Annotated in this window: 22 protein-coding genes; 5 read left to right on the top strand and 17 right to left on the bottom strand. The window is 35.2% G+C overall.

The window, feature by feature from the left end; genetic code table 11:
- The 3 genes from C0975_RS02910 to C0975_RS02900 all read right to left on the bottom strand — a co-directional run bounded on the left by C0975_RS02910 (position 1) and on the right by C0975_RS02900 (position 3,901).
- Positions 1-597, bottom strand: coding sequence for a Crp/Fnr family transcriptional regulator (locus C0975_RS02910; RefSeq protein WP_101774907.1), 597 nt, complete (start codon positions 595-597; stop codon positions 1-3).
- Between the two features lie 179 nt (positions 598-776).
- A complete protein-coding gene (locus C0975_RS02905) occupies positions 777-2,222 on the bottom strand; it encodes a sulfatase family protein (protein WP_101774906.1) in 1,446 nt (481 codons plus the stop codon).
- On the bottom strand, positions 2,222-3,901 hold the full coding sequence (locus C0975_RS02900) for a solute:sodium symporter family transporter (protein WP_101774905.1): 1,680 nt from the start codon (positions 3,899-3,901) through the stop codon (positions 2,222-2,224). The genes C0975_RS02905 and C0975_RS02900 overlap by 1 nt, the downstream gene beginning before the upstream one ends.
- A gap of 225 nt (positions 3,902-4,126) precedes the next feature.
- Between C0975_RS02900 and C0975_RS02895 the strand changes: the two genes are divergently transcribed.
- Entirely contained in the window at positions 4,127-4,927 is an 801-nt protein-coding gene (locus C0975_RS02895; protein ID WP_101774904.1) for a sulfite exporter TauE/SafE family protein, read from the top strand.
- Positions 4,928-5,159: 232 nt separating this feature from the next.
- On the opposite strand, the gene C0975_RS02890 is transcribed toward C0975_RS02895, so the two are convergent.
- The 8 genes from C0975_RS02890 to folE form a co-directional block, all read right to left on the bottom strand.
- The gene (locus tag C0975_RS02890) at positions 5,160-5,960 is read right to left on the bottom strand and encodes a LicD family protein (RefSeq protein ID WP_101774903.1); all 801 of its coding nucleotides are present in this window, start codon (positions 5,958-5,960) and stop codon (positions 5,160-5,162) included.
- Between the two features lie 6 nt (positions 5,961-5,966).
- On the bottom strand, positions 5,967-6,773 hold the full coding sequence (locus tag C0975_RS02885; protein ID WP_101774902.1) for a LicD family protein: 807 nt from the start codon (positions 6,771-6,773) through the stop codon (positions 5,967-5,969).
- A 1-nt stretch (position 6,774) separates the two neighbouring features.
- Entirely contained in the window at positions 6,775-7,470 is a 696-nt protein-coding gene (locus C0975_RS02880; RefSeq protein WP_101774901.1) for an NTP transferase domain-containing protein, read from the bottom strand.
- A complete protein-coding gene (locus C0975_RS02875; RefSeq protein WP_101774900.1) occupies positions 7,467-8,381 on the bottom strand; it encodes a DMT family transporter in 915 nt (304 codons plus the stop codon). Before C0975_RS02875 ends, C0975_RS02880 begins: the two co-directional genes overlap by 4 nt.
- Positions 8,382-8,384: 3 nt before the next feature.
- Complete coding sequence (locus C0975_RS02870) at positions 8,385-9,275, bottom strand: choline kinase family protein (protein ID WP_245853286.1); 891 nt, start codon at positions 9,273-9,275, stop codon at positions 8,385-8,387.
- Between the two features lie 12 nt (positions 9,276-9,287).
- Positions 9,288-10,058, bottom strand: a complete 771-nt coding sequence (locus tag C0975_RS02865; RefSeq protein ID WP_101774899.1) for a TIGR01619 family protein — start codon at positions 10,056-10,058, stop codon at positions 9,288-9,290.
- A 9-nt stretch (positions 10,059-10,067) separates the two neighbouring features.
- Positions 10,068-10,871, bottom strand: a complete 804-nt coding sequence (xthA, locus tag C0975_RS02860; protein WP_101774898.1) for an exodeoxyribonuclease III — start codon at positions 10,869-10,871, stop codon at positions 10,068-10,070.
- A gap of 250 nt (positions 10,872-11,121) precedes the next feature.
- The gene (folE, locus tag C0975_RS02855; protein ID WP_101774897.1) at positions 11,122-11,778 is read right to left on the bottom strand and encodes a GTP cyclohydrolase I FolE; all 657 of its coding nucleotides are present in this window, start codon (positions 11,776-11,778) and stop codon (positions 11,122-11,124) included.
- 137 nt (positions 11,779-11,915) lie between these two features.
- Here folE and moeA point away from each other — a divergent pair, with 137 nt between their 5' ends.
- A complete protein-coding gene (gene moeA, locus C0975_RS02850; protein ID WP_101774896.1) occupies positions 11,916-13,139 on the top strand; it encodes a molybdopterin molybdotransferase MoeA in 1,224 nt (407 codons plus the stop codon).
- Between the two features lies 1 nt (position 13,140).
- A complete protein-coding gene (moeB, locus tag C0975_RS02845) occupies positions 13,141-13,863 on the top strand; it encodes a molybdopterin-synthase adenylyltransferase MoeB (protein ID WP_101774895.1) in 723 nt (240 codons plus the stop codon).
- A gap of 12 nt (positions 13,864-13,875) precedes the next feature.
- On the opposite strand, the gene C0975_RS02840 is transcribed toward moeB, so the two are convergent.
- From C0975_RS02840 to yfbV, 4 genes are all read right to left on the bottom strand, one after another.
- Positions 13,876-14,466 (bottom strand): UbiX family flavin prenyltransferase, encoded by a 591-nt coding sequence (locus C0975_RS02840; protein ID WP_101774894.1) that lies wholly within the window; start codon positions 14,464-14,466, stop codon positions 13,876-13,878.
- Positions 14,467-15,002: 536 nt separating this feature from the next.
- Positions 15,003-16,517 carry an amidophosphoribosyltransferase gene (gene purF / locus C0975_RS02835; protein ID WP_101774893.1) on the bottom strand — a complete coding sequence of 505 codons (1,515 nt, stop codon included), beginning with the start codon at positions 16,515-16,517 and terminating at the stop codon, positions 15,003-15,005.
- A 13-nt stretch (positions 16,518-16,530) separates the two neighbouring features.
- Positions 16,531-17,022 (bottom strand): CvpA family protein, encoded by a 492-nt coding sequence (locus tag C0975_RS02830; protein ID WP_101774892.1) that lies wholly within the window; start codon positions 17,020-17,022, stop codon positions 16,531-16,533.
- Positions 17,023-17,179: 157 nt separating this feature from the next.
- On the bottom strand, positions 17,180-17,623 hold the full coding sequence (gene yfbV, locus C0975_RS02825) for a terminus macrodomain insulation protein YfbV (RefSeq protein WP_101774891.1): 444 nt from the start codon (positions 17,621-17,623) through the stop codon (positions 17,180-17,182).
- 285 nt (positions 17,624-17,908) lie between these two features.
- Here yfbV and C0975_RS02820 point away from each other — a divergent pair, with 285 nt between their 5' ends.
- Together C0975_RS02820 and pta are read left to right on the top strand one after the other, a co-directional pair.
- On the top strand, positions 17,909-19,111 hold the full coding sequence (locus C0975_RS02820) for an acetate kinase (protein ID WP_101774890.1): 1,203 nt from the start codon (positions 17,909-17,911) through the stop codon (positions 19,109-19,111).
- Between the two features lie 73 nt (positions 19,112-19,184).
- Complete coding sequence (gene pta, locus C0975_RS02815; protein WP_101774889.1) at positions 19,185-21,323, top strand: phosphate acetyltransferase; 2,139 nt, start codon at positions 19,185-19,187, stop codon at positions 21,321-21,323.
- Between the two features lie 73 nt (positions 21,324-21,396).
- Here pta and rnd read toward each other — a convergent pair whose 3' ends face one another.
- Together rnd and fadD are read right to left on the bottom strand one after the other, a co-directional pair.
- Positions 21,397-22,551: a ribonuclease D gene (gene rnd / locus C0975_RS02810; protein WP_101774888.1), complete on the bottom strand. Its 1,155-nt coding sequence runs from the start codon at positions 22,549-22,551 to the stop codon at positions 21,397-21,399.
- Between the two features lie 56 nt (positions 22,552-22,607).
- Positions 22,608-24,296: a long-chain-fatty-acid--CoA ligase FadD gene (fadD, locus tag C0975_RS02805; RefSeq protein WP_101774887.1), complete on the bottom strand. Its 1,689-nt coding sequence runs from the start codon at positions 24,294-24,296 to the stop codon at positions 22,608-22,610.
- Between the last annotated feature and the right edge of the window lie 33 nt (positions 24,297-24,329).

The raw sequence follows: 24,329 nt of genomic DNA, 5'->3' as shown, positions 1-24,329 counted from the left end.
TTATTTTCCTTTATGATTTGGCAAAAAATCAGTGAACAAGCCATTTTGTTTTAATGCTTTAGCAATACGAATTGCGGTTTCTGTTTCACAACCAGCATATTCTGCAATTTCACGATATGTCCAATTGTAATAAGGGAAATTAGTCGTTAAGAAACACAGGCTATCAATAACACGATCTAAAGTACGTAAATAAGCACTTTTTGCCAAACGTTGTTCTGCATCTCGTAATTCATTCGCTAAGGTTTGTAAAAGTAATTTACTCAGCTCGGCATTATGTAAAAAGAATTGATCAATATTTTCTGGCTTAATACGAATAATCTCAGCTTCAATTAAGACTTTAGCATTACAATGATAGCGGCTATCGCCTAAACCAAATAGCGTACGAAAACCAAAATAATCACCTTGCCGATATAATCGCACTAAACTTTCTTTACCATTATCAAGGGTATGATATAAACCAACAAGTCCTTGTTTAACAAAATAAAACTCTTGTGCGATCTCGCCTTGTTGATAAACCGTCATACCTTTAGCTAACTGATGCAAATAAGTCAATTGGCAATGCTGTAACGCAGTGGGCAAAATTTGGGAATTATCCATACTTTTCCTTCTTATATTTATTGATTAAAAGTGCGGTAACTTTTTTATTATTTTATGATGCGGTGTTTTTAAAATGATAAGGTGAATAATAAATACAGAAAAGAGATTTAATATTCACCTTAACAGCTTAGTTAAGCGAGTGCAAAGTAGAAAGGCGAGCTAATTTTGCTTTTCTTATCTTAGATTTCATCAATGATACGATACACCCAGTTTTCTAATGGGTCGCCTAATCGCTTCATTTCGACTCGCATTTCTTCGAGCATTTCTTTTTTGACGTTATGATAACGTTCATCATAGAATAAATTATGCATTTCCTCAGGATCATTGCGTACATCATACAACTCACAAATATCCGTTGCGTTAAATACTAATTTATAATCTTTGCGACGCCACATACGTTGCTCAAAATAAACAAAATGCCCTGCTAACTGTGCCAGAATACCTTTACGATCATTTTGTTGATGAGCACGTGTAATAGGTAATAAGGTTTCCCCTTCAAATTCACTTGGAATATCTTGCTGTGCAATATCATATACTGTTGAGGTTAAATCATGCAGATAGACTAAATTGTCATCAACTTGATTCACTCGATCAGATTTTGGATCTTTGACAATCATCGGGATATTATAGGTCGTATCAAACATGAACTCCCCTTTTTCTATCATACGATGAGCGCCCATTGCATCACCATGGTCTGCCGTTGCAACGAGGAAAGTACTCTCATATAAATCATGTTGCTCTAAGAAAGTAAATAATTCCCCAATGGCATCATCAATCAAGGTAATGTACCCCCAGAATTTCGTAATTACTTCTTTCCAATGCTCTTCACTTGCTTCCCACATTCCCCACATTTTAGAAATTGTGCGGAAGTGACCTGGTTTTCCTTCAAGTGGTTTAAAAAAGCTTTCATCTAACACTACGTCATCTTTACTGTACATCGAATAATAAGGTTCGGGGACAATACAAGGTGTATGTGGTCCCCAAAAGTTAATCCAAGTAAAGAATGGTTTCTTTTCATCTAACGATTCCTGAATATACTTCTTGGCTTCATCAATAATGAAATAAGGAATCGTTTGCTCTTTTGAACCAGATAAAAAACCACAAAGCTCTTGTACACGTAGATGAGGATTATCACCAAAATAAGCGTGGCTCACTTCTGGGATCTCAAAGCCTTTTTCTTCTAACCACGCTTTATAACGATTAGAATGTGTTGGTGGTTGATTAAATACAAGATTTTTATAAACACCGCTGCCTGGATAACCGTAACCATCAAAGTTATGACCTTTAATACCATAATCTTCTGGCACTGATTTTGTTCCTACATGCCATTTCCCTACTACGTAAGTATTATAGCCTGCTAATTTAGCGATATTTGGGGCTTGCTGGCTAATTTCGCCAGTACCGCCTTTTTCACCATTTTTAATAATGCCATGTGAAGATGGCATCAAGCCAGTAAATAATGACGTACGTGCAGGTCCACAAACAGAAGCTGGCGTAAATGCATTATTAAAGCGAATGCCATCTTGTGCTAAACGATCAATATTCGGTGTTTTAACAACTTGGTGCCCATAAGCACCAAGCATGTCCTTTCTCACTTGATCTAATAAAATGTAAATAATATTCATTATTTAGCCTCTTTTTTACGCATCACGAATAAGATGATTAATTGTAACACCGCATAAATGCCTAATACCAACAATGGTTGACCTGCTGGTGAAGCTAAGCCTAATGGTGATAATAAAGTATATAATGTGATTAAACCAAGAACTAAAGAGGCAACCGTAACAGGGGCATATTCCCAATTAGTTAAATCCACACCTTCTTTATTTTCTTTGCTTTCTTCGTATGGTTCACGTCTGAAGAATTTACCTAACACAAGCATCACAACAACATCAAACACAAATAATGCGGCCATGACATAAACAAAGTTCACTTTAACTTTGAATACCCAGACGATTGAGAAATATAAAACAACGTGTAAAAGTAAAGCAATACGTGCAGCTAAACCTGAAACTGTTTTATTAAATAAGCCGACAGCAAATAATGCAACGATAGGAATATTGACAAAACCAGCAAAACGCTTAGTTAACAAGAAGATACCATCAGTACCAAACATAAGTAATGGACCAATGATCATTGTTAAAATCGCCATTACGGCAGATACTTTTTTCGCATGTAAAATCAGTTCTTTATCTGACCAAGTTTTACTGCTGATTGATGGCAGTAAATCTTTACAGTAAATTGTTGCAGCAGAGTTTAGGAAAGAGTTAAATGTACTTAAAATTGCACCAAATAATGCCGCGATGAAGAACCCTTGTAAGAACGTTGGTAATACTTTATTGACTAATGCTGGATAAGATGTATCAATTGGATTTAGGCCATCACCAAGAATATGGAAACTTAATAATCCCGGTAAATTCAGGATAACAGGCAAAGTTAATAGGAATAATGCAGCAATTAAGATACCTTTTTGACCTGATTTTAAATCTCTTGCGCCTAATGCACGTTGTACAATTGCTTGGTTAGTCGTCCAGTAGAAGAAATTGACAATTAAAATACCGGTAAACATAGCTGGCCATGGTACGGCGTCTGTTGCACTACCAATTGCATTAAATTTCTCGACATGTGTCGTTGTAATTGTTTTAAAGCCTTCAGAAATACTACCATCACCTAAATGTGCTAAGGCAAAAATAGGAACTAATAACGCACCAATCACTAAAATAACTGCATTTAGCGTATCAGATACTGCAACCGCTTTTAATCCACCAAAGATCGCATAAATCGCCCCAACAATACCAATTGCAATCACGGTATAAACAATTGATTGACCATAGGTAATACCAAATACAGTTTCTAAATTAAAAATTTTATTAAATGCAATCGCACCAGTATAAAGCGCGGTAGGAATAACAATGAATAGATAGAATACTAAGAATAACGTTGACATGATTAAACGCGTTTGGCGGTCAAAACGATTCTCAAAAAATTCTGGGATTGTGGTGTAACCATTTTTAATATATTTCGGTAACAAATAAAGTGCTAAGAAACACAATGGAATCACAGACTGTACTGTCCAAGCAATAATTGAAAAGTTACCTTTATAAGATACGGCATTAACACCAATTAATTGCTCTGTAGAAAGTGATGTCAATACCATTGAACAGCCAATCACTAGACCACTTAATCCTCGTCCAGCTAAGAAATATCCCTTAGATGTAGTCAAATCATCATCTTTTGTTTTTTTCCATGAAATAAACGCCACAATACCTGTGACTATAAGAAAGCTGATTATTGTGATGAACATATTATTATCCCCTATATATTTAATCTAAACGAAAAGCATCTAAATCAGATACATATTTAGCATAATACACAGGGAGACAAAAAATTATGATGATCATCATATAGTTGCCGTGAGATGGATCACAGATTAAATAAGAAATAAGAATTTTTTAAAAATATGAGCATGATCATAATGTATTGAATCTATCTTAGGACATAATACACAAAAATTACGGGGTTTTTTGTTATGGATTTACAACTGATCATCATCTTGATATTTTGTGGTATGCTCACAAACCTTATGTCTGCTATCTTTGGTATTGGTGGTGGCGTGCTAATGGTACCAATTCTCTACACTCTCTTTCCAGACTTTCCATTACAAATGGTTGCTGCTACATCACTCACTATTGTTATTGGCTCTGCATTAATTAATTTAACTTATTTTTATAAACAAAAAATTCAAATCAATATTAAATCAATGTTGCTATGGTCTTTAGGTATGATTATCGGTGTACAACTGGGTTTTGAAGCCAGCTTTCATCTACATGATAATATTATTATTGGTGTTTTTGTGATCACTCTCAGCCTACTCGCATTACGTACTATTTTTCATAAAGCTGTTGTTGATAATACGACTGTAACCAGCAATGATAGCTTAAAAGGCGCAATTTTATGTTTATTTGGCGGTAGCGTTGCAGGTATGACAGGTATTGGTGGCGGTTCAATCATGGCACCATTAATTGGACAACTTCGTAGCGTAAAACCTTATCAAATCGCGCCTTACACTAATTACATGATGGTTATTGGTGGCTTAGGCAGCCTTTATGGTTATTTATCTAAAACCCCACCATTTCATCTCGATTACGGCTGGCAAATAGGTTATGTTAATTTTTCAGTCGTTACGCTCGTTGTATTAAGTTCTTTTGTAACTAGCTTTTTATCAATGAAAATTCGCGGTATTCTCAAGCCTGATTTAGCGAGAAAACTACTTGGCTTCATTTTGCTAGTCATCGCTGCTTATATGCTAATCGTCCATTTGGGTAAATAATAGCGAAAAATATCCCGAAAGTGCGGTCTCAATTTTAAAAATTTTACTTATATTGTGTCCATTTTCACAATATAAATACAACTAAATATAAACAACAAATACCTCATACCTGAGGTAATATACGATTTATTTAACTCATCAATCTATCAAACGTTTTAGAAAAATTAAGCTCTGCATAATACAGAGCTCAATATCTTTATTGTATCTATTGTAAAATCAGGTATACAAAATACTAATTCAAACGATAAGCTTCAAAAGTATGGTGTGGTTTCTGCTCATGTAATGGAGGAAGTTGCATATAATCACCGTAATACAGCGTTAAATGCTCATGATACCCATTCATAACAGGAAGTTTTTCTCCCTCAAAATCCAAATAGACTACATCCGAAAAATATTCTTTTAGCATATATGATTTTTGCCAACCACCATAATCCGATAAAAACAATCCTATATAATCTGATTTATTAATAGGGTATTTTTCTTGAAATTGCTTTAAGTGCGACATCATCTTATTAAAAAAATAATGAGACAATTTAGAAAAAATAGCTCTCATAAAAGTATTCTCCCTCGCGCGATACCATCTTTTACGGCAAGAAGAAAACCTGAGTTTAAGACGGCGATGTCTTTTCATTGCGTGATAAAGAATATATGAATCATTTGGGACACCATCCCAAATAAAAATATCAATAAAAATGCCCGTAGTTCTGCCTTTCGTATCAATCAAACGAGTTTCTTTATCAAAAATTTTTGTCATTTCTCCAGGCATCATTCCGTCAATACGCTCCGCAAGAGACAAATCATATTTAGCATGTTGTTGCTGTTCCCATGCTTGAACAAATCTCTCATATTCATCTCGACACATATACACATCAATGTCATCATCCCATGGAATAAACCCTTGATGACGTACAGCACCAATTAGCGTCCCTCCTCCCAAAGAGTACTTGATACCATGTGATAAACAAATTTGATTAAAGTATTTTAAAATGTCTAACGCGATTAATTGATGTTCACGTAAAGTAATCTTTTGCATAAAAACCTATATTTCTTCTAATAAATATACTTCTTTGATATGGTGCGGTATTCTTTGTTCTATTGGTGGAAGCTGCATATAATCACCATAGTACACAGTTAAATGTTGATGATAGCCTTTCATAACAGGATATTTATCGCCTTCAAAATCTAAATATATGACATCATTGAAATATTCTTTAGGCATATAGGCTTTTTTCCAATTATTATAATCAAATAATACCATTGCTATAGTATTTGCTTGTTTAATAGGATATCTTTTTTGAAATGAATAGATATGCTCCATCATCTTATTAAAAAAATAAGATTTAAGAACGTTAATAATATGGCTGAATATTTTTGAGTTTTGATATTTTTTCTCTCTTTTTTCGATAGAAAAATAATGCGCTTTCAATCTTTTATGTTTCTTCATTATTGAAAAAATCGCTTTAGGATCATCAGGTACACCGTCCCAAACAAAAATATCAATAAAAATACCATAAACATCATCATTTGTTTCCACTAAATGTGTCTTCAAATCATAAATTTTTGTAGTTTCACCAACAGATACACCATCAATTCTCTCAGCCAATGACAATCTATATCTTTCATGATTTAAACTTTCCCAAGCTTGAATAAATTTTTCATATTCATCTCGACACATATATACATCAATATCGTCATCCCATGGAATAAAGCCTTTATGACGTACTGCACCAATTAATGTGCCACCACCTAATGAATATTTAATATTATGTTTAATACAAATTTTATTAAAGTATTTTAAAATATCTAAAGTGATCAATTGGTGTTCACGAAGTGTTATTGTTCTCATATTATTTACCAACTAAATTATTTAAAATGAAATTATATTGGATTAAGTTATCCATTTCATAGCCATCGGATATTGACAATTCAACTGTATTCACATCTAATTCAGATATTATTTCCATTGGAATATTATCCCAATATAATACACTTTGGCTTAAAATATTAGGATGAAGATATTCCTTTAATTTTATTTTAATTTTATCGCTGTCACTTTTTGCCCAATATGAGATGCCTAATAAGCTCGGCAACGGCTCATTAGTCACATCTATTCTGATAATTTTTCCTTCCTCATTTACAATAGGAACCCATTCTTTATCTTGACTTTCAGGTCTTTTTACAACAAAGTAGCAACTTATTTCAGGCTTATCCAAAAATATATTTCTAAATAAGACTACATCAGAATCAATAACATAGCTATCAGAAAATGCATTCTGTGCAGTAAAAAAAGAATAAATACTATTATAATCTTTATATTTTTCATTATATAAAAGACAACAGCCATATTTATCATGTAAATAGTCAAACTGGTCAGATAAATGACCTGTCACAATATAAATATCATTTATATTAGCTTGTTTTAAATATTTAATCGTTCTTTCTATATTTGGGATTCCATCAATAGGCAATAATGCCTTGTGCGTATTTTTTGTAATATCTTTAAAACGGCTCCCTAAACCTGCCGCTAATATAATTGCATTCATACATTTTCCCTTTTATCTTTTAATGTTAGTCCTGCACCTAACACAACACCGACAACAAGAAAAACTGTCATCAGATCAATACTCGTATTATTTAATATAAAACCAATAAGGATAATCCAAAAACCATAAGTAATATTCAACATCATAGCTCTTATTGGTTTAATTAAATAAATTGCCTTATAATACAAGAAATAAGATGTCATTGAAGAAACAATAATTAAAAAGATAATAAGTGAGAATTGTTTATCTTTAAAAAATTCAATAAGACCAAAAAACTTCACATCAAAAGAACAAAGCAAAATAAAATAGCCAATACTGGAGCCAAGTTGTCTAAAAAAATAAGCAATAGAAGAGTTAATAGATTGCATGACATAAGATGAGATAACAATTTCGCCTCCCCAACTTAAAGCGCAAACGATTGCCAAAAAAATACCTAAAAGTGAAAACTGAGACGTATTGACATCTAATCCTAGTAAAATGGTGCAACCTATAGCCAAACATAATCCTAGTATGCCTAATTTAGTCATAGTGTCTTTTAAAAATAAAAATGCCAGAATTGCACCAAAAACAGGATAGACCGAAGATATCGGTGCAGCATACCCAACACCAATATATTGAATAGCTTGTAAATAGCATAACATACCAATAGGCCCACCAATAACGCCAGCGACGACACCTAAAAATACACGTTTATTCTTGAAATCACATTCCTTAAACAAATTCAATTTATAATGTGAAACAAAACAAAAAATAAATGCTGAGAATTCTATAACAAATAACAAAGATAATATGATTGTCAGAGAAGTCGTAAAGGGATAAGTTGTATTTAACATCTCATATAAAATACCTGCAATCCCCCATAATAACCCAGATAAAATGCCCCAAAGATAACCAGAATATTTCGTCGTCATTACTTACACCTCTTGGGCTTTCCAAGTTTTCATAAAAGCAATTGCTCTTTCAATACGATTCTTACCGTAACCTTCAAAGAACTCTCCATTTTCTTCTTTCACGAGTGTCCAAACAAACCACAAAACATCCTGAGTAAATTGATAAAAAGCAATCTTCATTAATGCTTCTTCAATATCTTCTTGTTTCTTGAAATAACATTGTAAAAAGAAATCTTGTTCTGCTTTATTCAATTTCGCTTCTAAAAAGAACGCAGCAAGATCAAACATAGGATCATTCATACCAGAATACTCCCAATCAATAAAATAAACTTGTTCTCCTTTTAAAAGGATATTTTCTGGAACTAAATCATTATGGCAAACAGCAAGAAAAGATTGATTGTAAGAAAAATCAGTTTTAATCATTTGGAAAAAAGCCAATAATTCTGGCATGTTTTCACTATATTGATAAAAAGCATCTTTATTTTTAAGTAAATTGATATATTTATCAAATTCCTCAAAAACATTAAATCGATTAGCCAATTTAATTGGGGATTGATGAAGTAAATATAATTTCTCTGCAATAAGTTTCAAATTAGAAAATGTTTTAACATTTTGATGATCTAGTGTACAACTTTCTGACAAATATTGAGTAATTTTAATGCCTGACTTTGCATCAAAAAAACAAGTTTCAACATTAAACCCAGCTTTAGACATTGCAATACTATTTACAGCCTCATTATCTCGGATAATTAAACTTTCAGTCATCGCCCCCGGAATTCTTACAACATAGCTGTCTTGTTGCGTACTGACAATATAATTTTTATTGGTCATCCCACCTAAAAAAGACACTTGTAATATCGATGAGATAGGCAGATCTAGTTTTTCCTTAATAATATTCTTTATTTTTTCCATCATAGATTATCGTATTTAATTTAACTGTTCTTTATTATGTAATGAATCACATTCCCAACCCACATACTCGCCATTAAATTGGGAAGCTATATTTTCAAATTCCTCAACATACTTAAAGATATCTGCGCTATCTAAACTGAGTTCTTGCTCTAACTTCACCACATAAAATGGTATTTCATCATCAATAATGACAGGTGTATTACTGTATTGCATTGAAATGAAATCCATATTTTGTAGGTTTACATGTTCCATAAAACGAAACATATTATTTTCATCTTCAAAATGAAAACCATGTTCAATCAAATAAGTATCAGCAAGATCGCGTCCATTTTGAACAAGTAAATCTAATACTTCTTCTGTTGCATTAATTTTCATTTCTAATGGAGATGGTAATAAAAAATCAAAATAAATATCCCAATTAGGATCATCTTGAATATTGATCTTCTCAATATTGTCAAACTGTTGTAGTACATCTAAAAAAGGCTCAACATACTCACAATAAAAATATAGCTGTGCTTTTCCTGCCGACAAAACATGTCCTGCATATAAAGTATTTGGTAAAGCGCACAACTGAGTCCATACTTTAAATACTTGCTCCATTAAATCCTGATAGGCTTCTGGAGCAGGCAATTGATTTTCATCAGCTTGATATGAAAACTGAAATTGTATGACTTTATGACTTGTTTCTGAGGGAAATTTTTTTAAAATTTCAAGATTAATTGAAAAGATGGCCAATTTATCATTTACCATTGAGCGATAATTTTGCCAACTTTGTTCTAATGTCATCATCTTACCTTATTTAAATACAGCCCACACAGGTGCATGGTCAGAAGGTTTATCCATTGCTCGAATATCTAATGCAATCCCCGTCTCAACACAGCGTGTAGCTAAAGCATGATTCGCAATAATATGATCAATACGCAGTCCGCGGTTATCATCAAATCCTTTAGAGCGGTAATCAAACCACGAAAACTTATCATTCACTTCTGGATTTAAATGACGGAAAGTATCAACTAAACCACAAGCGTATAAACGATTCATCCACTCTCTTTCTTCTGGTAAAAAAGAGCATTTTCCTGTACGTAGCCAACGCTTACGACTCTCTTCACCAATACCAATATCTAAATCTGTTGGGCTGATATTCATATCGCCCATAATAATAATCGGATTCTCTGCTGGGTGTTCTTTTTCTAAATATTGCTGTAAATCTGCATAAAATTTTTCTTTTGCAGGAAACTTAGTTTCATGATGGCGACTTTCACCTTGTGGGAAATAACCGTTTACTACGGTTAATAAACCAAAACCAGTTTCTAAATCAGCCATAATAATGCGCCTTTGAGCATCATCACTGTCAGTTGAGAAGCCCTTGCGCACTGCCTTTGGTTTTTCTTTTGTTAGCAATGCCACACCATAATGTCCTTTTTGCCCATGATGAAAAACGTGATAACCCAAATGTTCCACTAATTCATAAGGAAATGCTTCGTCAGCCACTTTGATCTCTTGTAATCCCAATACATCTGGCTGATGCTGTTCAATAACTGCCTCTAACTGGTGTGGTCTTGCTCTCAACCCATTGATATTAAAAGAGATAAATTTCATTGATATATTTCCTACTAATTGATGCATAAACATCACATTATACTTGTATCTAGAAGATTGCTAAAGCAGAAAAAAGTTCTTCTGCTACTTATCTCACATTTTTAACTAGATAAAATCCAATAAAGCTCTTTCTACTCTAGACATGACTAGAAATACTTTCATTTATCACTCGTGCTTGTAGCTCATACAACAAAGCCCCTTGCGATTAACTCAAGGGGCTTTAAGTGCGGTCAGTTTTAATAAAATTTCGTTATTTATTAATGAGTGTTAAAAATTCTTTACGTGTTTCACGATCATCTAAGAATACGCCACCAAACGCCGACGTGACTGTGTAGCTATTCGTATCTTTAATGCCACGACATTTAACACAAAAATGCGTTGCTTTTACATATACAGCGACATCTTCCGTTTCTAAAATGGTTTGAAACGCTAATAAAATTTGCTCAGTTAAACGCTCTTGTACTTGCGGGCGTTGAGCAAAAAAAGACACAATGCGATTAATTTTCGATAAGCCTATCACCCATTTTTTAGGATAGTAGGCAACAGAGACTATTCCATCAATAGTGACAAAATGGTGTTCACAAGTACTGGTTAGCGTAATATCATTAACCAAGACCATTTCACTGACTTTCATTCGATTTTCAATGTTAGTAATTTTCGGGAAGTTAGCATAATCCATTCCACTAAAAATCTCATCAATAAACATTTTGGCTAAACGTACCGGCGTTTCTTCTAAACTATCATCGCATAAATCTAAACCAATTAATTTCATCACTTCACGCATGTGATTTTCAATCCCAACTCGACGTTCATCTTTATGTTGAACTGGCACTATCATTGGGGTTTCTATCCCTTTACTTAATAATGCATTACGGACTTTTTCTGCTTCTGGCGAAATCTTATTCATTTAACACTCCCGATAAATAATCCGCACATTCTAACAAACTCTTGCTTAATAATAAAATGAGAATAATCGCTATATGGTATGAAAAGTTTTTAGTATAAAATACATGACATCTTGAAATGCATTAAAGGATTCAAATTATGTTACCTCTTGAACAAGCGCTTGCTCAAATGTTAGAAATATTACCAGAGCCAACGCTGCAGAATGTTGAATTATGTTCATTAACTCAGGCTGCAAATCGTATTTGCGCTGAAGATATTATTTCTCCAATTAATGTCCCCTCATTTGATAATTCAGCAATGGATGGCTATGCCGTACGTCTAGCCGATTTAGCAAAATCACCAACTTTAGCAGTTGCGGGCAAATCATTTGCAGGTAATCCATTTAAACAAGCGTGGCCAGCATTAAGTGCGGTGCGTATCATGACGGGAGCAATGCTACCAGAAGATGCAGATGCAGTTGTCATGCAAGAAGAAACTGTATTGAATGAGGACGGTACAGTGACCTTTATTGCAGAACGTATTAAACTTGGTCAGAATATTCGTAAAATTGGCGAAGATGTCAAGCAAGGAGATGTTGTACTCGCAAAAGGAGCTTTGTTAAATGCGATTTCTCTTCCTTTACTCGCTTCCCTAGGTATTTCACAAGTCAAAACCTTTCCTATATTAAAAGTGGCAATCTTATCGACGGGTGATGAGTTAGTACCTGTTGGTCAACCTTTACATGAAGGGCAAATTTATGATACCAATCGTTTTGCTGTTAAATTAATGCTTGAGAAGCTAAATTGTGAAGTATTAGATTTTGGTATTTTGCCTGATAATGAGCAAGAATTTGAACAAGCTTTTATTAAAGCACAACAACAAGCCGATTTAGTGATTACAAGTGGTGGGGTTTCTGTTGGGGAAGCCGATTTTACTAAAACCGTACTAGAAAAAGTGGGTCAAATCAATTTCTGGAAAATAGCAATGAAACCTGGTAAACCTTTCGCGTTTGGTAAATTAGAAAATGCGTGGTTCTGTGGTTTGCCGGGTAATCCTGTATCTGCACTTGCGACTTTTTATCAATTAGTCCAGCCTGTAATTGCAAAGCTCAGTGGTCATAGCCAATGGCAAGCGCCACAACGTTTTTCCGCTATTGCAGCCACAAAAATAAAAAAAGTCCCAGGACGCTTAGATTTTCAACGTGGCTTTTATCAAGTCAATGAAAAAGGTGTAATTGAAGTACAACCTATTGGCTTTCAAGGTTCCCATTTATTCAGTTCATTTGTGAAAAGCAATTGCTTTATTGTGTTAGAACGCGAACGTGCGAATGTAGAAGCGGGCGAAACTGTGACTATTGAACCCTTTAACCATTTAATGAGCTAATATGACTGAACTTTCCTATCAAGAAGAGCTACGTTATAACCGTCAAATTATCTTAAAAGCCGTCGATTTTGATGGTCAAGAAAAGTTAAAACAAAGCAGAATGCTGATCGTGGGCTTAGGTGGTTTAGGTTGTGCTGCAAGCCAATACCTTGCGACCGCAGGTATTGGTCATTTAACACTTTTGGATTTTGATACAGTGTCACTTTCTAATTTACAGCGCCAAGTTTTACATGATGATAGCCGTTTAAATATGCCAAAAGTAGAATCAGCCAAACAGTCCTTACAACGTTTAAATCCACATATTCAAATTGACACAATTAATGCAAAGCTGACCTCTGTAGAACTGGCTGAAATCATACCGCACTTTGACGTAGTGCTAGATTGTACAGACAATGTAGAGATTCGCAACCAACTCGATACTTGTTGTCAACAAGCTAAAGTACCTTTAATTTCAGGTGCTGCCATTCGTATGGAAGGACAAGTTAGCGTATTTACTTATGAAGAAAATACACCAACTTATCGCCAATTAAGTCAGCTATTTGGTGAAAATGTATTAAGTTGTGTTGAAGCTGGTGTACTCGCACCAATTGTCGGTATTGTCGGTACCATTCAAGCGCTAGAAGCAATCAAAGTGCGGTTAAAAATTGGGAAAAATCTCTGTGGTCGATTATTAATGATTGATGGCTTAACTATGTCTATTCGTGAAATAAAACTGCCTGTTTAATACAGGCAATGCTTATCTCTTCTCTTTACTGCACCAACGTTGAAATAAATCTTGTTCTAATTCAATGCCAAATTGATCACATAAACGGTTCACACTTTGATCAACAATATCTTGTACTGTTTTTGGATGATGATAGAAAGCTGGCATTAATGGAGTAATTTGGGCGCCAATTTCTGCTGCCTGTGCCATTAAACGCAAATGCCCTAAATGTAATGGCGTCTCTCTCACACAAAGTACTAATGGCTTACGTTCTTTTAAACACACATCTGCTGCTCTGGTTATGAGATCATCTGTATAACTGTGTGCAATACCAGATAAGGTCTTAATTGAACAAGGCACAATAATCATGCCTAAAGTGCGGTAAGATCCCGAAGAAATCGCTGCTGCGATATCTCGAATATCATAATTCACATCTGCAAGTGCTTTAATCTGTTGAATACTGTAAGCAGTTTCCGCTGCAATTGTCTGTTTTGCTGCATTGCTAATGATCAAATGTGTTTCTATATGTACAAGAGGTTTTAATACCTCCAATAGGCGGATCGCGTAAATTGCACCAGAAGCGCCGGAAATAGCAATAATTAGCCGTTGTTTGTCATTTTTCATGATAACTAAGAGGGAACATATTGTAATATTAACGCAAGATTTTAGCATACTTCATATTTGATTACGTATTATTTCTACTCGTAGTATTTAAAAAATGAAAGATCTAATTTAACAACAATACGTAAAAAAGCTTATCTAAAACAAGTTAAATTGACTAAAATATCAAAAGAAAAAATAATAGATTAGACTTAGGTTATTTAAATTTAAAATTAAAAAATATACTCATGACACAAATAAATAGATGCACCAAAATCAATCAATGTTCATGATAGGCTGACTATTTATTTAACCACATGTATTACACCTCATTTTAAGCTAAATTTTAATCATGTAGGCGGTATAATAGAATTTAGTTATAAATAATATTGATCTAGATGGCAATATACTTTGCCATAAAATATTAGAAAAAATGAACCACAAGCTTTTGTCTAGCGTAGACAGCTTTAAAACAAACTCATTAGCCCATTGAGAGATGTCATATCAAGAAGATGTGATAAAAATGAGGAGAGAGTTCTCCTCTATCAATCCAAAGTTACTTATTTTTCATTATGCATTTCAAGATTAGCCGCGTCTTTTTCACGCATTTTCTTTGCTATATCATTACGTTGTTGTGCAATATTATCTAAATATTCAGGTGTAATATCACCTGTGACATAATACCCTGTAAATACTGAACAATCGAATTCTTCAATCGCCGGATTTTCTTGTTGCACAGAACTCGTTAATGCCTCTAAATCTTGAAAAATCAATTTATCCACACCAACTAATCTTGCAATTTCATCCACATCACGACCATAAGCAATCAGCTCATGTTTAGTTGGCATATCAATCCCATACACATTTGGATAGCGAATCTCAGGTGCTGCTGAAGCAAAATAAATTTTCTTCGCACCAGCAGCTTTTGCCATTTCGATGATTTGCTCAGAAGTTGTCCCTCTTACAATAGAATCATCTACTAATAAGACATTTTTATCTTTAAATTCAGAAGCAATAGTATTCAATTTACGGCGTACTGAACTCACACGTTGTGCCTGTCCTGGCATAATGAAAGTACGTCCAACATAACGATTTTTCACAAAACCTTGCCGATATGGTTTGTTCAATACACGAGCGATACGTAATGCAATATCATTAGAGGTTTCTGGTACGGGAATAACAACATCAATATCATCAACATCTTGCCATTCTCGCGCAATCTTTTCCCCTAAACGTTGTCCCATATGTACACGAGCAGCATAAACAGATACACCATCGATACAAGAATCTGGGCGCGCAAAATAAACATACTCAAAAATACAAGGCGTTAACTTCGGATTTTCGGCACATTGTACCGAATGGATATCCCCATTAAACGTCACATAAACCGCTTCACCAGGCTGAATATCCCGCACAAATTCAAAGCCGACCGTATCTAATGCAATACTTTCCGAAGCAAACATATAATCTGTTTTACCCTTTTCTTCACGTTTGCCTAAGACTAGAGGACGAATACCGTTTGGATCACGAAATGCGACCATACCATGTCCAATGATCATTGCCACACAAGCATAAGCACCACGAATATCTTTGTGTGTCCGCTTAATTGCAGTAAAAATATCATCTGCATCTAATTGGTATTTTTCAAATTTATCAAGATGATTTGCTAAGATATTAAGCAATAATTCTGAATCAGAATTGGTATTCACATGACGACGTGCTAAACGAAATAATTTTTCTTTTAACTCGGCAGAATTGGTTAAATTACCATTGTGAACTAAAGTTAGACCATAAGGTGAATTGACATAGAAAGGTTGTGCTTCTGAAACACTAGAACTTCCAGCAGTAGGATAACGAACATGTCCAATGCCAGCATTACCTTGTAAACGCAACATATGTACTTGCTCGAATACATCGCTGACTAGACCATTAGCTTTACGTAAACGAAAGCGATTTTCATCATCTACCGTTACGATACCCGCGGCATCTTGTCCTCGATGTTGTAATAATGTTAACGCATCATAAATCAGTTGGTTAACAGGATTTTGGCTAACAATACCAACAATACCACACATTCGTGCTTATCCTCTATTTATTTAAAGTTGAGTTTATAAAACTAGAACCAGCTTGTAATTGTTGAAAAAACCATTCAACAATAAAACCAAAGTGCGGTATTAATTTTGACTCTTTCCACCAATCACTTTGGCTGAAATTCGTAAATGTATCCATAAAGAATAACAATGCCGCCACAATTAATACGCCTCTAAGTAATCCAAAACATGCACCAAGAACACGATCTGTACTTGTTAATCCCGTTTTATCCACTAACTCACCTAAAACATAATTCACAATCCCACCAACAATTAAGGTAGCAACGAATAGAATTGCAATTGCACTTCCATTACGTATATAAAGTGACTCGATTTGAGTTAAATAATTAGCGAGATAAGGATAAAAATGGCTTGCCACAAGAAATGCAACAACCCAACTCACAAGTGACATGACCTCTCGGATAAATCCACGTAACAGACTGATAATAATCGAAAATACAATAATGGCGATGATAATATAATCAATCATTGGCATATCTCTAAAAAACTCTCGAATTTTCGCCAGCGCTATTCTACAAAAAAAGAAAACGTTTGCGTAGTAAAAATTTCAAGAAAATTGAACATAAGTGAAAAAAGAAAAAGGCTTAAATAAAACAAGCAAGACAACATGACAAGTTCAAGATAACTTATAATTCTTGCCAAAAAGCTTTATCTAGTTTTCGCTGCGCTTTTTTTAGCACATCAGCTAAATTCTGGTAGTTTGGTTGCTCTTTTACGATAGGCAAGACCTCGTTTGCTTGCTTTAATCGCTCACAAATTTCATAAAACCAGACCGCACTTCGTGGGGATAAAGGCGTAATAGAACGTTTACCTAACCAATACAAACCTTGCAATGGAATCAGCAATGCGAAAATTGCTGTTAACACGGCAATTGCTAATGCACCCATATCGGATTTCGCGTAAACTTGTTGCCATGTGACTGCAAACACGGCTAAAAATGGCATAAACTTTTGCGCAAAAGCCGTTGCTTTAATCACTCGATTTTCGGGAAAAATCATTCCTAGCTTACTTTCCAATGGCCAACTCTTTAAATAATGCTGACCTTTTTTAAAAAAAATAAAAAAACTCATTGTGCTATTGCATAGTACCTTTGTAATACGATAACAACATAAACATAACATAATTTAGTCAAATATTCAGCTCAATTTAACATCAACTTTCCTTTATGTTTGAACAATTGCAAAAAATGTTTAAGTTTTGATAATTTTTTTGATAAATGTCTAATTTTTATCTGTTATTGAATTTATTTTATTGTATGAAAGGTGTATTCTATAGCCATCAGATTTTCATCTGCCTATTCGCTCAATTATTGAGCGAATAATTTTTTTAACTTAAAATCAAATAATAGGTCTCTTATGTCTCAAAAATTAGTCCTAATCTTAAACTGTGGTAGTTCTTCATTAAAATTCTCAATTTTAGATCCACAAACTGGTGATGAAAAATTATCGGGATTAGCTGAAGCATTCCATTTAGACGATGCACGTATTAAATGGAAATTACACGGTGAAAAAGGTAACGCTGATTTAGGTGCAGGAGCTGCACACAGTGAAGCACTCAACTTTATTGTAAATAATATTTTCCCATTAGATCCATCATTGAAAGATGATATCGTTGCGATTGGTCACCGTATTGTTCACGGCGGTGAAAAATTCACTTCTTCTGTAGTGATTACAGATGAAGTTGTCCAAGGTATTAAAGACGCCGTTCAATTTGCCCCATTACATAACCCAGCACATCTCATTGGTATTGAAGAAGCATTCAAAATGTTCCCACATTTAAAAGATAAAAATGTGGCGGTATTTGATACTGCATTCCATCAAACAATGCCTGAGCAAGCTTATTTATACGCACTTCCATATTCTTTATATAAAGAACATGGTGTTCGCCGCTATGGTGCACATGGTACAAGCCATTTCTTTGTTAGCCAAGAGGCAGCAAATCGTTTAAACGTTCCTGCTGATCAAGTCAATGTGATTACTTGCCATCTAGGTAATGGTGCTTCAATTGCAGCGATCCGTCATGGTAAATGTATTGACACGTCAATGGGTCTAACGCCATTAGAGGGCTTAGTCATGGGAACACGTTCTGGTGATCTTGATCCTGCAATTCTTTTCTATCTTCATGACAATCTTGGTTTATCTGTTAATGAAATTAATACATTATTAACGAAAAAATCAGGCTTATTAGGCTTAACAGAAGTCACTAGCGACTGCCGTTATGCCGAAGATAACTATGACAAAGAAGCAGCAGCAAAACGCGCATTAGACGTATTCTGTTACCGTTTAGCTAAATACATTGGTTCTTACATGGCAGTTATTGGTGAGCGTTTAGATGCAATCGTATTTACTGGTGGTATTGGTGAAAACTCATCTTTAGTACGTGAGTTGACATTAAATCACTTGAAACTCTTTGGATACCAAGTTGATTCAGAGAAGAACAAAGCCGCTCGCTTTGGTAACGAAGGTGTGATTACAGCAGACAATACACCTATTGCTATCGTTATTCCAACTAACGAAGAACTTGTTATTGCACAGGATACAGCTCGTCTTTGTATCTAAAATAGATCAATGAACTGCCGATTTATCGGCAGTTTCTTTTTGTTATAAACAATCCACAAATTTAAGGTTTATTATGTCACGTACAATTATCCTTATCCCAATTAGCGCTGGCGTTGGTTTAACAAGTGTGAGCTTAGGTTTAACTCACGCTTTAGAGCAAAAAGGGGCAAAAGTTGGTTTCATGAAACCAATTTCTCAACCAAACTCAGGCGAAGATACCATTGATCGTACTACATCAATTATCCGTACCAGTACAACAATTGAAACTGCCGAACCATTTATGTTAAGCGTGGCGGAATCACTAATTGGTCAAAACCAATCGGATGTTGTGTTAGAAAAAATTGTTGAAAACCATCAACAACTTGCCAAAAACAATGAAATCATTGTAGTAGAAGGTTTAATCCCAACACGCAAACATTCTTATGCCAATAGCATTAACTATGAAATTGCACAGGCACTTGATGCAGAAATTATCTTAGTTGCTGCACCAGCAACAGAAACCCATGCCGAATTAAAAGAGCGTATTAAAGCGGCAGCTTCCCTCTTTGGTAGCAAAAATAATCCAAATTTATTAGGTGTAGTAATTAATAAATTTAACGCGCCAATTGATGAGTCTGGTCGTACTCGTCCTGATTTAGCTGAAATTTTTGATTCATTCCAACACACACAAAATCAAGTTTCTGAAATTTATCAACTCTTTGAAAAAAGTCCAATCAAGATTCTAGCTTGTATCCCTTGGAGTGCCGATCTCATCGCAACACGTGCCATTGATTTGGCTAAGCATTTAGGTGCTGCAATTATTCATGAAGGTGCAATTAGTGAGCGTCGTATCCGTGGCATTACTTTCTGTGCACGTAATTTAACCAATATGGTAGAACACTTCCGTGTAGGTAGTCTGTTAGTAACTTCTGCTGATCGCCCTGATGTGATTGTGGCAGCAGCATTAGCAGCAAGCAATGGCGTAGAAATTGCGGGTGTCCTTTTAACTGGTGGCTACAAAATTGATAGTCAAATTAAAAAATTGTGTCAACATGCAATTGAAAGTACAGGATTACCAATTTTCCGCGTTGAAGGTAACACATGGCAAACTGCGCTTGCCTTACAAAGTTTTAACTTAGAAGTGCCAGTTGATGATAAAGAGCGTATTGAAAAAATTAAAAACTATATCAGTGAACTCATTGATAGTGAATTTGTGGATTCACTTGCAGCAGTCTCATCTCGTTTACGCCGCCTATCACCGCCAGCATTCCGTTTCCAATTAACTGAACTCGCACGCCAGGCGCAAAAACGTATTGTCCTGCCAGAAGGTGATGAACCTCGTACAGTAAAAGCAGCATCACTTTGTGCTGAACGTGGCATTGCAGAATGTGTCTTATTAGCAAACCCAGAATCCGTGATGCGCGTGGCTGAAGCACAGGGTGTGCAATTAGGCAAAGGGATTACCATCATTGATCCAGCAACTGTACGGGAAAACTATGTTGCTCGCCTAGTTGAGCTACGTAAAAACAAAGGGATGACTGAAGATTCGGCACGTGAACAACTAGAAGATAACGTGGTACTTGGCACGATGATGTTAGAAGCCAATGAAGTGGATGGTCTGGTTTCTGGCGCAGTTCATACTACTGCAAATACCATTCGTCCACCAATGCAGATTATTAAAACGGCACCGGGCAATTCAATTGTCTCTTCTATCTTCTTCATGTTATTACCAGATCAAGTATTGGTTTATGGGGACTGTGCAGTCAACCCAGATCCAACTGCAGAACAATTAGCTGAAATTGCGATTCAATCTGCGGATTCAGCGAAAGCCTTTGGTATCGATCCAAAAGTGGCAATGATTTCTTACTCTACGGGCACCTCTGGTAGTGGGGCTGATGTTGAAAAAGTGAAAGAAGCAACACGCCTTGCGCAAGAAAAGCGTCCAGATTTAGTCATTGATGGTCCGTTACAATATGATGCGGCGGTTATGGAAGATGTTGCGCGTTCCAAAGCGCCTAACTCACCTGTTGCAGGTAAAGCAACTGTATTTATCTTCCCTGACTTGAATACAGGTAACACAACCTATAAAGCGGTACAACGTTCTGCAGACTTAGTGTCTATTGGACCGATGTTACAAGGCATGCGTAAACCAGTGAATGATTTATCACGTGGCGCATTAGTTGATGATATTGTGTATACTATTGCATTAACCGCAATCCAAGCCACACAATAATCTTCAAAATTTGCTAAAAACAAACCGCACTTTGATTGTTCAAAGTGCGGTTTACTTTTACTGTATTTTAAACCTATTCGTAATTTTTTAATGTCGCTAATAATGCTAAGCCAAACTCTCTACGCCAACCAATCAGTAAATCTGGTAAGTTTTCTGTCGATTCATTCTCTAACCAACACCACTTAATTAAGCTTTCTAAACTGCGTTTACTTGCAATCACTTCTACAGCTAAACCTGGAGGGGGTAAAGATTTTAATTTCTCTTGTAATGCTTTCAATACCTTTTTATAACGCGGATCATCGACAATACGAATAATTTTTTCAGGATATTCTGTCGGATCAATTCGTTTCACTTGTGTCAGAATATGCAATAATTTCTTACCATGAATCCGTACTTCTTGTGTTGTTAAACCTAACTCTAATAATTCGGAAGTATGCTTTGGATTATATTTTGCTAGTTGCCATAAATGTTCAGATCTCACAACAAAATTCAAAGCGAGATCTCTTTTCATTGCTTCTTCTTGCCGCCATTTTGCTAAGAGTTTAAGACGCATTAATTGTAATGCATCCAAGCGCCATCCATTTGGAATTGCTAAGTAAGCCAATTCAGGATCTTTACTTTTCTCTCTTTTCGCTAATAGTAGATCGCAGTCATTTTCTACTGCTTTTTGCCAAATAGTGTTAGCCAAATCTTGTTGCATACGTTGGTACAATGGTAACAAATACCAAACATCAGCTGCTGCATAGACTAATTGTTTATCAGAAAGCGGGCGAACAAGCCAATCTGTACGAGAAGCCCCCTTATCAATTTCTAAATGGAAATAATGCTGAATTAAGGTTGCTAAGCCAATAGAGTTAGCAAAGTTTAAAAAACTTGCCATGATTTGTGTATCTCGCATGGGTACTGGTAACTGATTAAAATAATGCAAGAAAACCTCTAAATCCTCACTACAAGCATGTAAAACTTTTAATACTCCTTTATTCGCTAATAACGCAACAAAAGGTGAAAAATCTTGAATCGCCATAGGATCGATTAAGCTAATTTGTTCACCATCATAAAGTTGAATTAAACCTAATTGGGGGTATAAAGTTCGGATACGAACAAACTCAGTATCTAATGCGATAACTGCTTTTTGTTGTGCAATATGGCAAACCTCTGCTAACGCGAGATCTGTAGTAATCACCTTAAAGTGCGGTTTATTTTTAATTTCTTTTATTTGACTGTTCATCTTAATACGACAAATTAGGGGCTTATCCTGCCCCCAATAAATTAAATGAATGAGAATTACTCAGCTGGGCGTTTTGCCAGCTCCTCATCACGTAACACTCGGCGTAAAATTTTACCAACATTACTTTTTGGTAACTCATCACGGAATTCGATATCTTTTGGAATCTTATAGCCCGTCAGATGTTGGCGGCAATGTCTACGTAGTTCGTCACGTGTTAAACTTTCATCTTTCTTCACCACAAAGATTTTAATCGTTTCGCCCGAAACTTCATTTGGCACACCTATCGCGACGACTTCTGATACTTTATAATTTAACATAACAACATCTTCAATTTCATTTGGATACACATTAAAACCTGAAACTAAAATCATGTCTTTTTTGCGATCAACGATACGCAAATAATAGTCATTATCCATCACAACAATATCACCCGTAGCTAACCAACCATCTTGCAGTACTTCAGCTGTTGCTTCTGGGCGTTGCCAATAACCTTGCATCACTTGATCACCTTTCACCCATAATTCACCAGCTTCACCAAGCTCAGCTTCATGCCCATCTTCTTTAATGATACGTACATCCGTATTAGGTACTGGCACACCGATACTACCATTATGTTTCACCATATTAATTGGACAAGCCGCAATCAGTGGCGAACATTCCGTCATTCCATAACCTTCAATAATGTTACAGCCCGTCGTATCATGCCAACGCGTTGCTACAGATTGTTGGATTGACATCCCTCCCCCTACAGAAAGTTTCAAAGAAGAGAAATTAATCTCTTTAAAATTTTCATTATTCAGTAAGGCATTAAATAAAGTATTCACTCCTGTAATTGCAACAAAACGATGTTTTTTTAATTCTTTAATAAAACCATCAATATCACGCGGATTAGTAATCAATACCCCAGTAATACCAAGTTCAATAAACAATAAACAATTCACTGTCAATGCAAAAACATGATACAACGGCAGTGCAATAATGGCTTTACGCTCTTTTATACGATCACCTACAAAAGGCTCTGCAATCCAATTCGCTTGGAATAAATTCACGATAATATTCCCATGTGAAAGCATTGCGCCTTTTGCAACACCTGTCGTACCTCCCGTATATTGCAAGAAAGCTAAATCTTTGCGCTCAACTTGTGGGCGTACATACTGACGATATTTTCCCACACTGAGGACTTCACGAAATGTCACTGCATTTGGTAGCTTATATTTTGGTACTAGCTTCTTAATATACTTAACAACAAAATTGACTAAAGTCCGTTTACCAAATGAAAGTTGATCGCCCATACGAGTTAAAATCACATGTTTGACATCAGTATTAAATACAACTTTTTCTAATGTTGAAGCAAAATTTGATACGACAACAATCGCAGTGGCACCACTGTCTTTTAATTGATGTTCTAATTCGCGTGGCGTATAAAGAGGGTTTACATTGACAACAACCATACCTGCACGTAATACACCAAATAATGCAATAGGATACTGCAATAAGTTTGGCATCATCAATGCAACACGATCACCACGTTTAAGTTTCAATTCATTTTGTAAATAAGCGGCAAAAGCTCGACTACGTTCTTCTAATTTACGAAAAGTTAATACTTGTCCCATATTGATATAAGCTGCACGGTCTGGATGTTGGCGAACAGCATTATCAAACATATCAAGGAGTGAATCATATTTCGACGTGTCCAACTCTCTTGGTGAACCTTCTGGATAATTTTTAAACCAAGGTTTTTCCATTTTATATCCTTATTTTTAACAAAAATTGCTCGA

It is taken from the genome of Pasteurella oralis (genome assembly GCF_002850605.1).
Classification (GTDB): Bacteria; Pseudomonadota; Gammaproteobacteria; order Enterobacterales; family Pasteurellaceae; genus Pasteurella; species Pasteurella oralis.
Note: the sequence above shows the minus strand (reverse complement) of the source record. Positions and strands in the feature narration are given on the sequence as shown.

Excerpts from the sequence above, each read along its gene's own strand:
- C0975_RS02910 (WP_101774907.1), bottom strand. The coding sequence starts at position 597 with ATGGATAATTCCCAAATTTTGCCCACTGCGTTACAGCATTGCCAATTG.
- C0975_RS02905 (WP_101774906.1), bottom strand. The coding sequence starts at position 2,222 with ATGAATATTATTTACATTTTATTAGATCAAGTGAGAAAGGACATGCTT.
- C0975_RS02900 (WP_101774905.1), bottom strand. The coding sequence starts at position 3,901 with ATGTTCATCACAATAATCAGCTTTCTTATAGTCACAGGTATTGTGGCG.
- C0975_RS02895 (WP_101774904.1), top strand. The coding sequence starts at position 4,127 with ATGGATTTACAACTGATCATCATCTTGATATTTTGTGGTATGCTCACA.
- C0975_RS02890 (WP_101774903.1), bottom strand. The coding sequence starts at position 5,960 with ATGCAAAAGATTACTTTACGTGAACATCAATTAATCGCGTTAGACATT.
- C0975_RS02885 (WP_101774902.1), bottom strand. The coding sequence starts at position 6,773 with ATGAGAACAATAACACTTCGTGAACACCAATTGATCACTTTAGATATT.
- C0975_RS02880 (WP_101774901.1), bottom strand. The coding sequence starts at position 7,470 with ATGAATGCAATTATATTAGCGGCAGGTTTAGGGAGCCGTTTTAAAGAT.
- C0975_RS02875 (WP_101774900.1), bottom strand. The coding sequence starts at position 8,381 with ATGACGACGAAATATTCTGGTTATCTTTGGGGCATTTTATCTGGGTTA.
- C0975_RS02870 (WP_245853286.1), bottom strand. The coding sequence starts at position 9,275 with ATGATGGAAAAAATAAAGAATATTATTAAGGAAAAACTAGATCTGCCT.
- C0975_RS02865 (WP_101774899.1), bottom strand. The coding sequence starts at position 10,058 with ATGACATTAGAACAAAGTTGGCAAAATTATCGCTCAATGGTAAATGAT.
- xthA (WP_101774898.1), bottom strand. The coding sequence starts at position 10,871 with ATGAAATTTATCTCTTTTAATATCAATGGGTTGAGAGCAAGACCACAC.
- folE (WP_101774897.1), bottom strand. The coding sequence starts at position 11,778 with ATGAATAAGATTTCGCCAGAAGCAGAAAAAGTCCGTAATGCATTATTA.
- moeA (WP_101774896.1), top strand. The coding sequence starts at position 11,916 with ATGTTACCTCTTGAACAAGCGCTTGCTCAAATGTTAGAAATATTACCA.
- moeB (WP_101774895.1), top strand. The coding sequence starts at position 13,141 with ATGACTGAACTTTCCTATCAAGAAGAGCTACGTTATAACCGTCAAATT.
- C0975_RS02840 (WP_101774894.1), bottom strand. The coding sequence starts at position 14,466 with ATGAAAAATGACAAACAACGGCTAATTATTGCTATTTCCGGCGCTTCT.
- purF (WP_101774893.1), bottom strand. The coding sequence starts at position 16,517 with ATGTGTGGTATTGTTGGTATTGTTAGCCAAAATCCTGTTAACCAACTG.
- C0975_RS02830 (WP_101774892.1), bottom strand. The coding sequence starts at position 17,022 with ATGATTGATTATATTATCATCGCCATTATTGTATTTTCGATTATTATC.
- yfbV (WP_101774891.1), bottom strand. The coding sequence starts at position 17,623 with ATGAGTTTTTTTATTTTTTTTAAAAAAGGTCAGCATTATTTAAAGAGT.
- C0975_RS02820 (WP_101774890.1), top strand. The coding sequence starts at position 17,909 with ATGTCTCAAAAATTAGTCCTAATCTTAAACTGTGGTAGTTCTTCATTA.
- pta (WP_101774889.1), top strand. The coding sequence starts at position 19,185 with ATGTCACGTACAATTATCCTTATCCCAATTAGCGCTGGCGTTGGTTTA.
- rnd (WP_101774888.1), bottom strand. The coding sequence starts at position 22,551 with ATGAACAGTCAAATAAAAGAAATTAAAAATAAACCGCACTTTAAGGTG.
- fadD (WP_101774887.1), bottom strand. The coding sequence starts at position 24,296 with ATGGAAAAACCTTGGTTTAAAAATTATCCAGAAGGTTCACCAAGAGAG.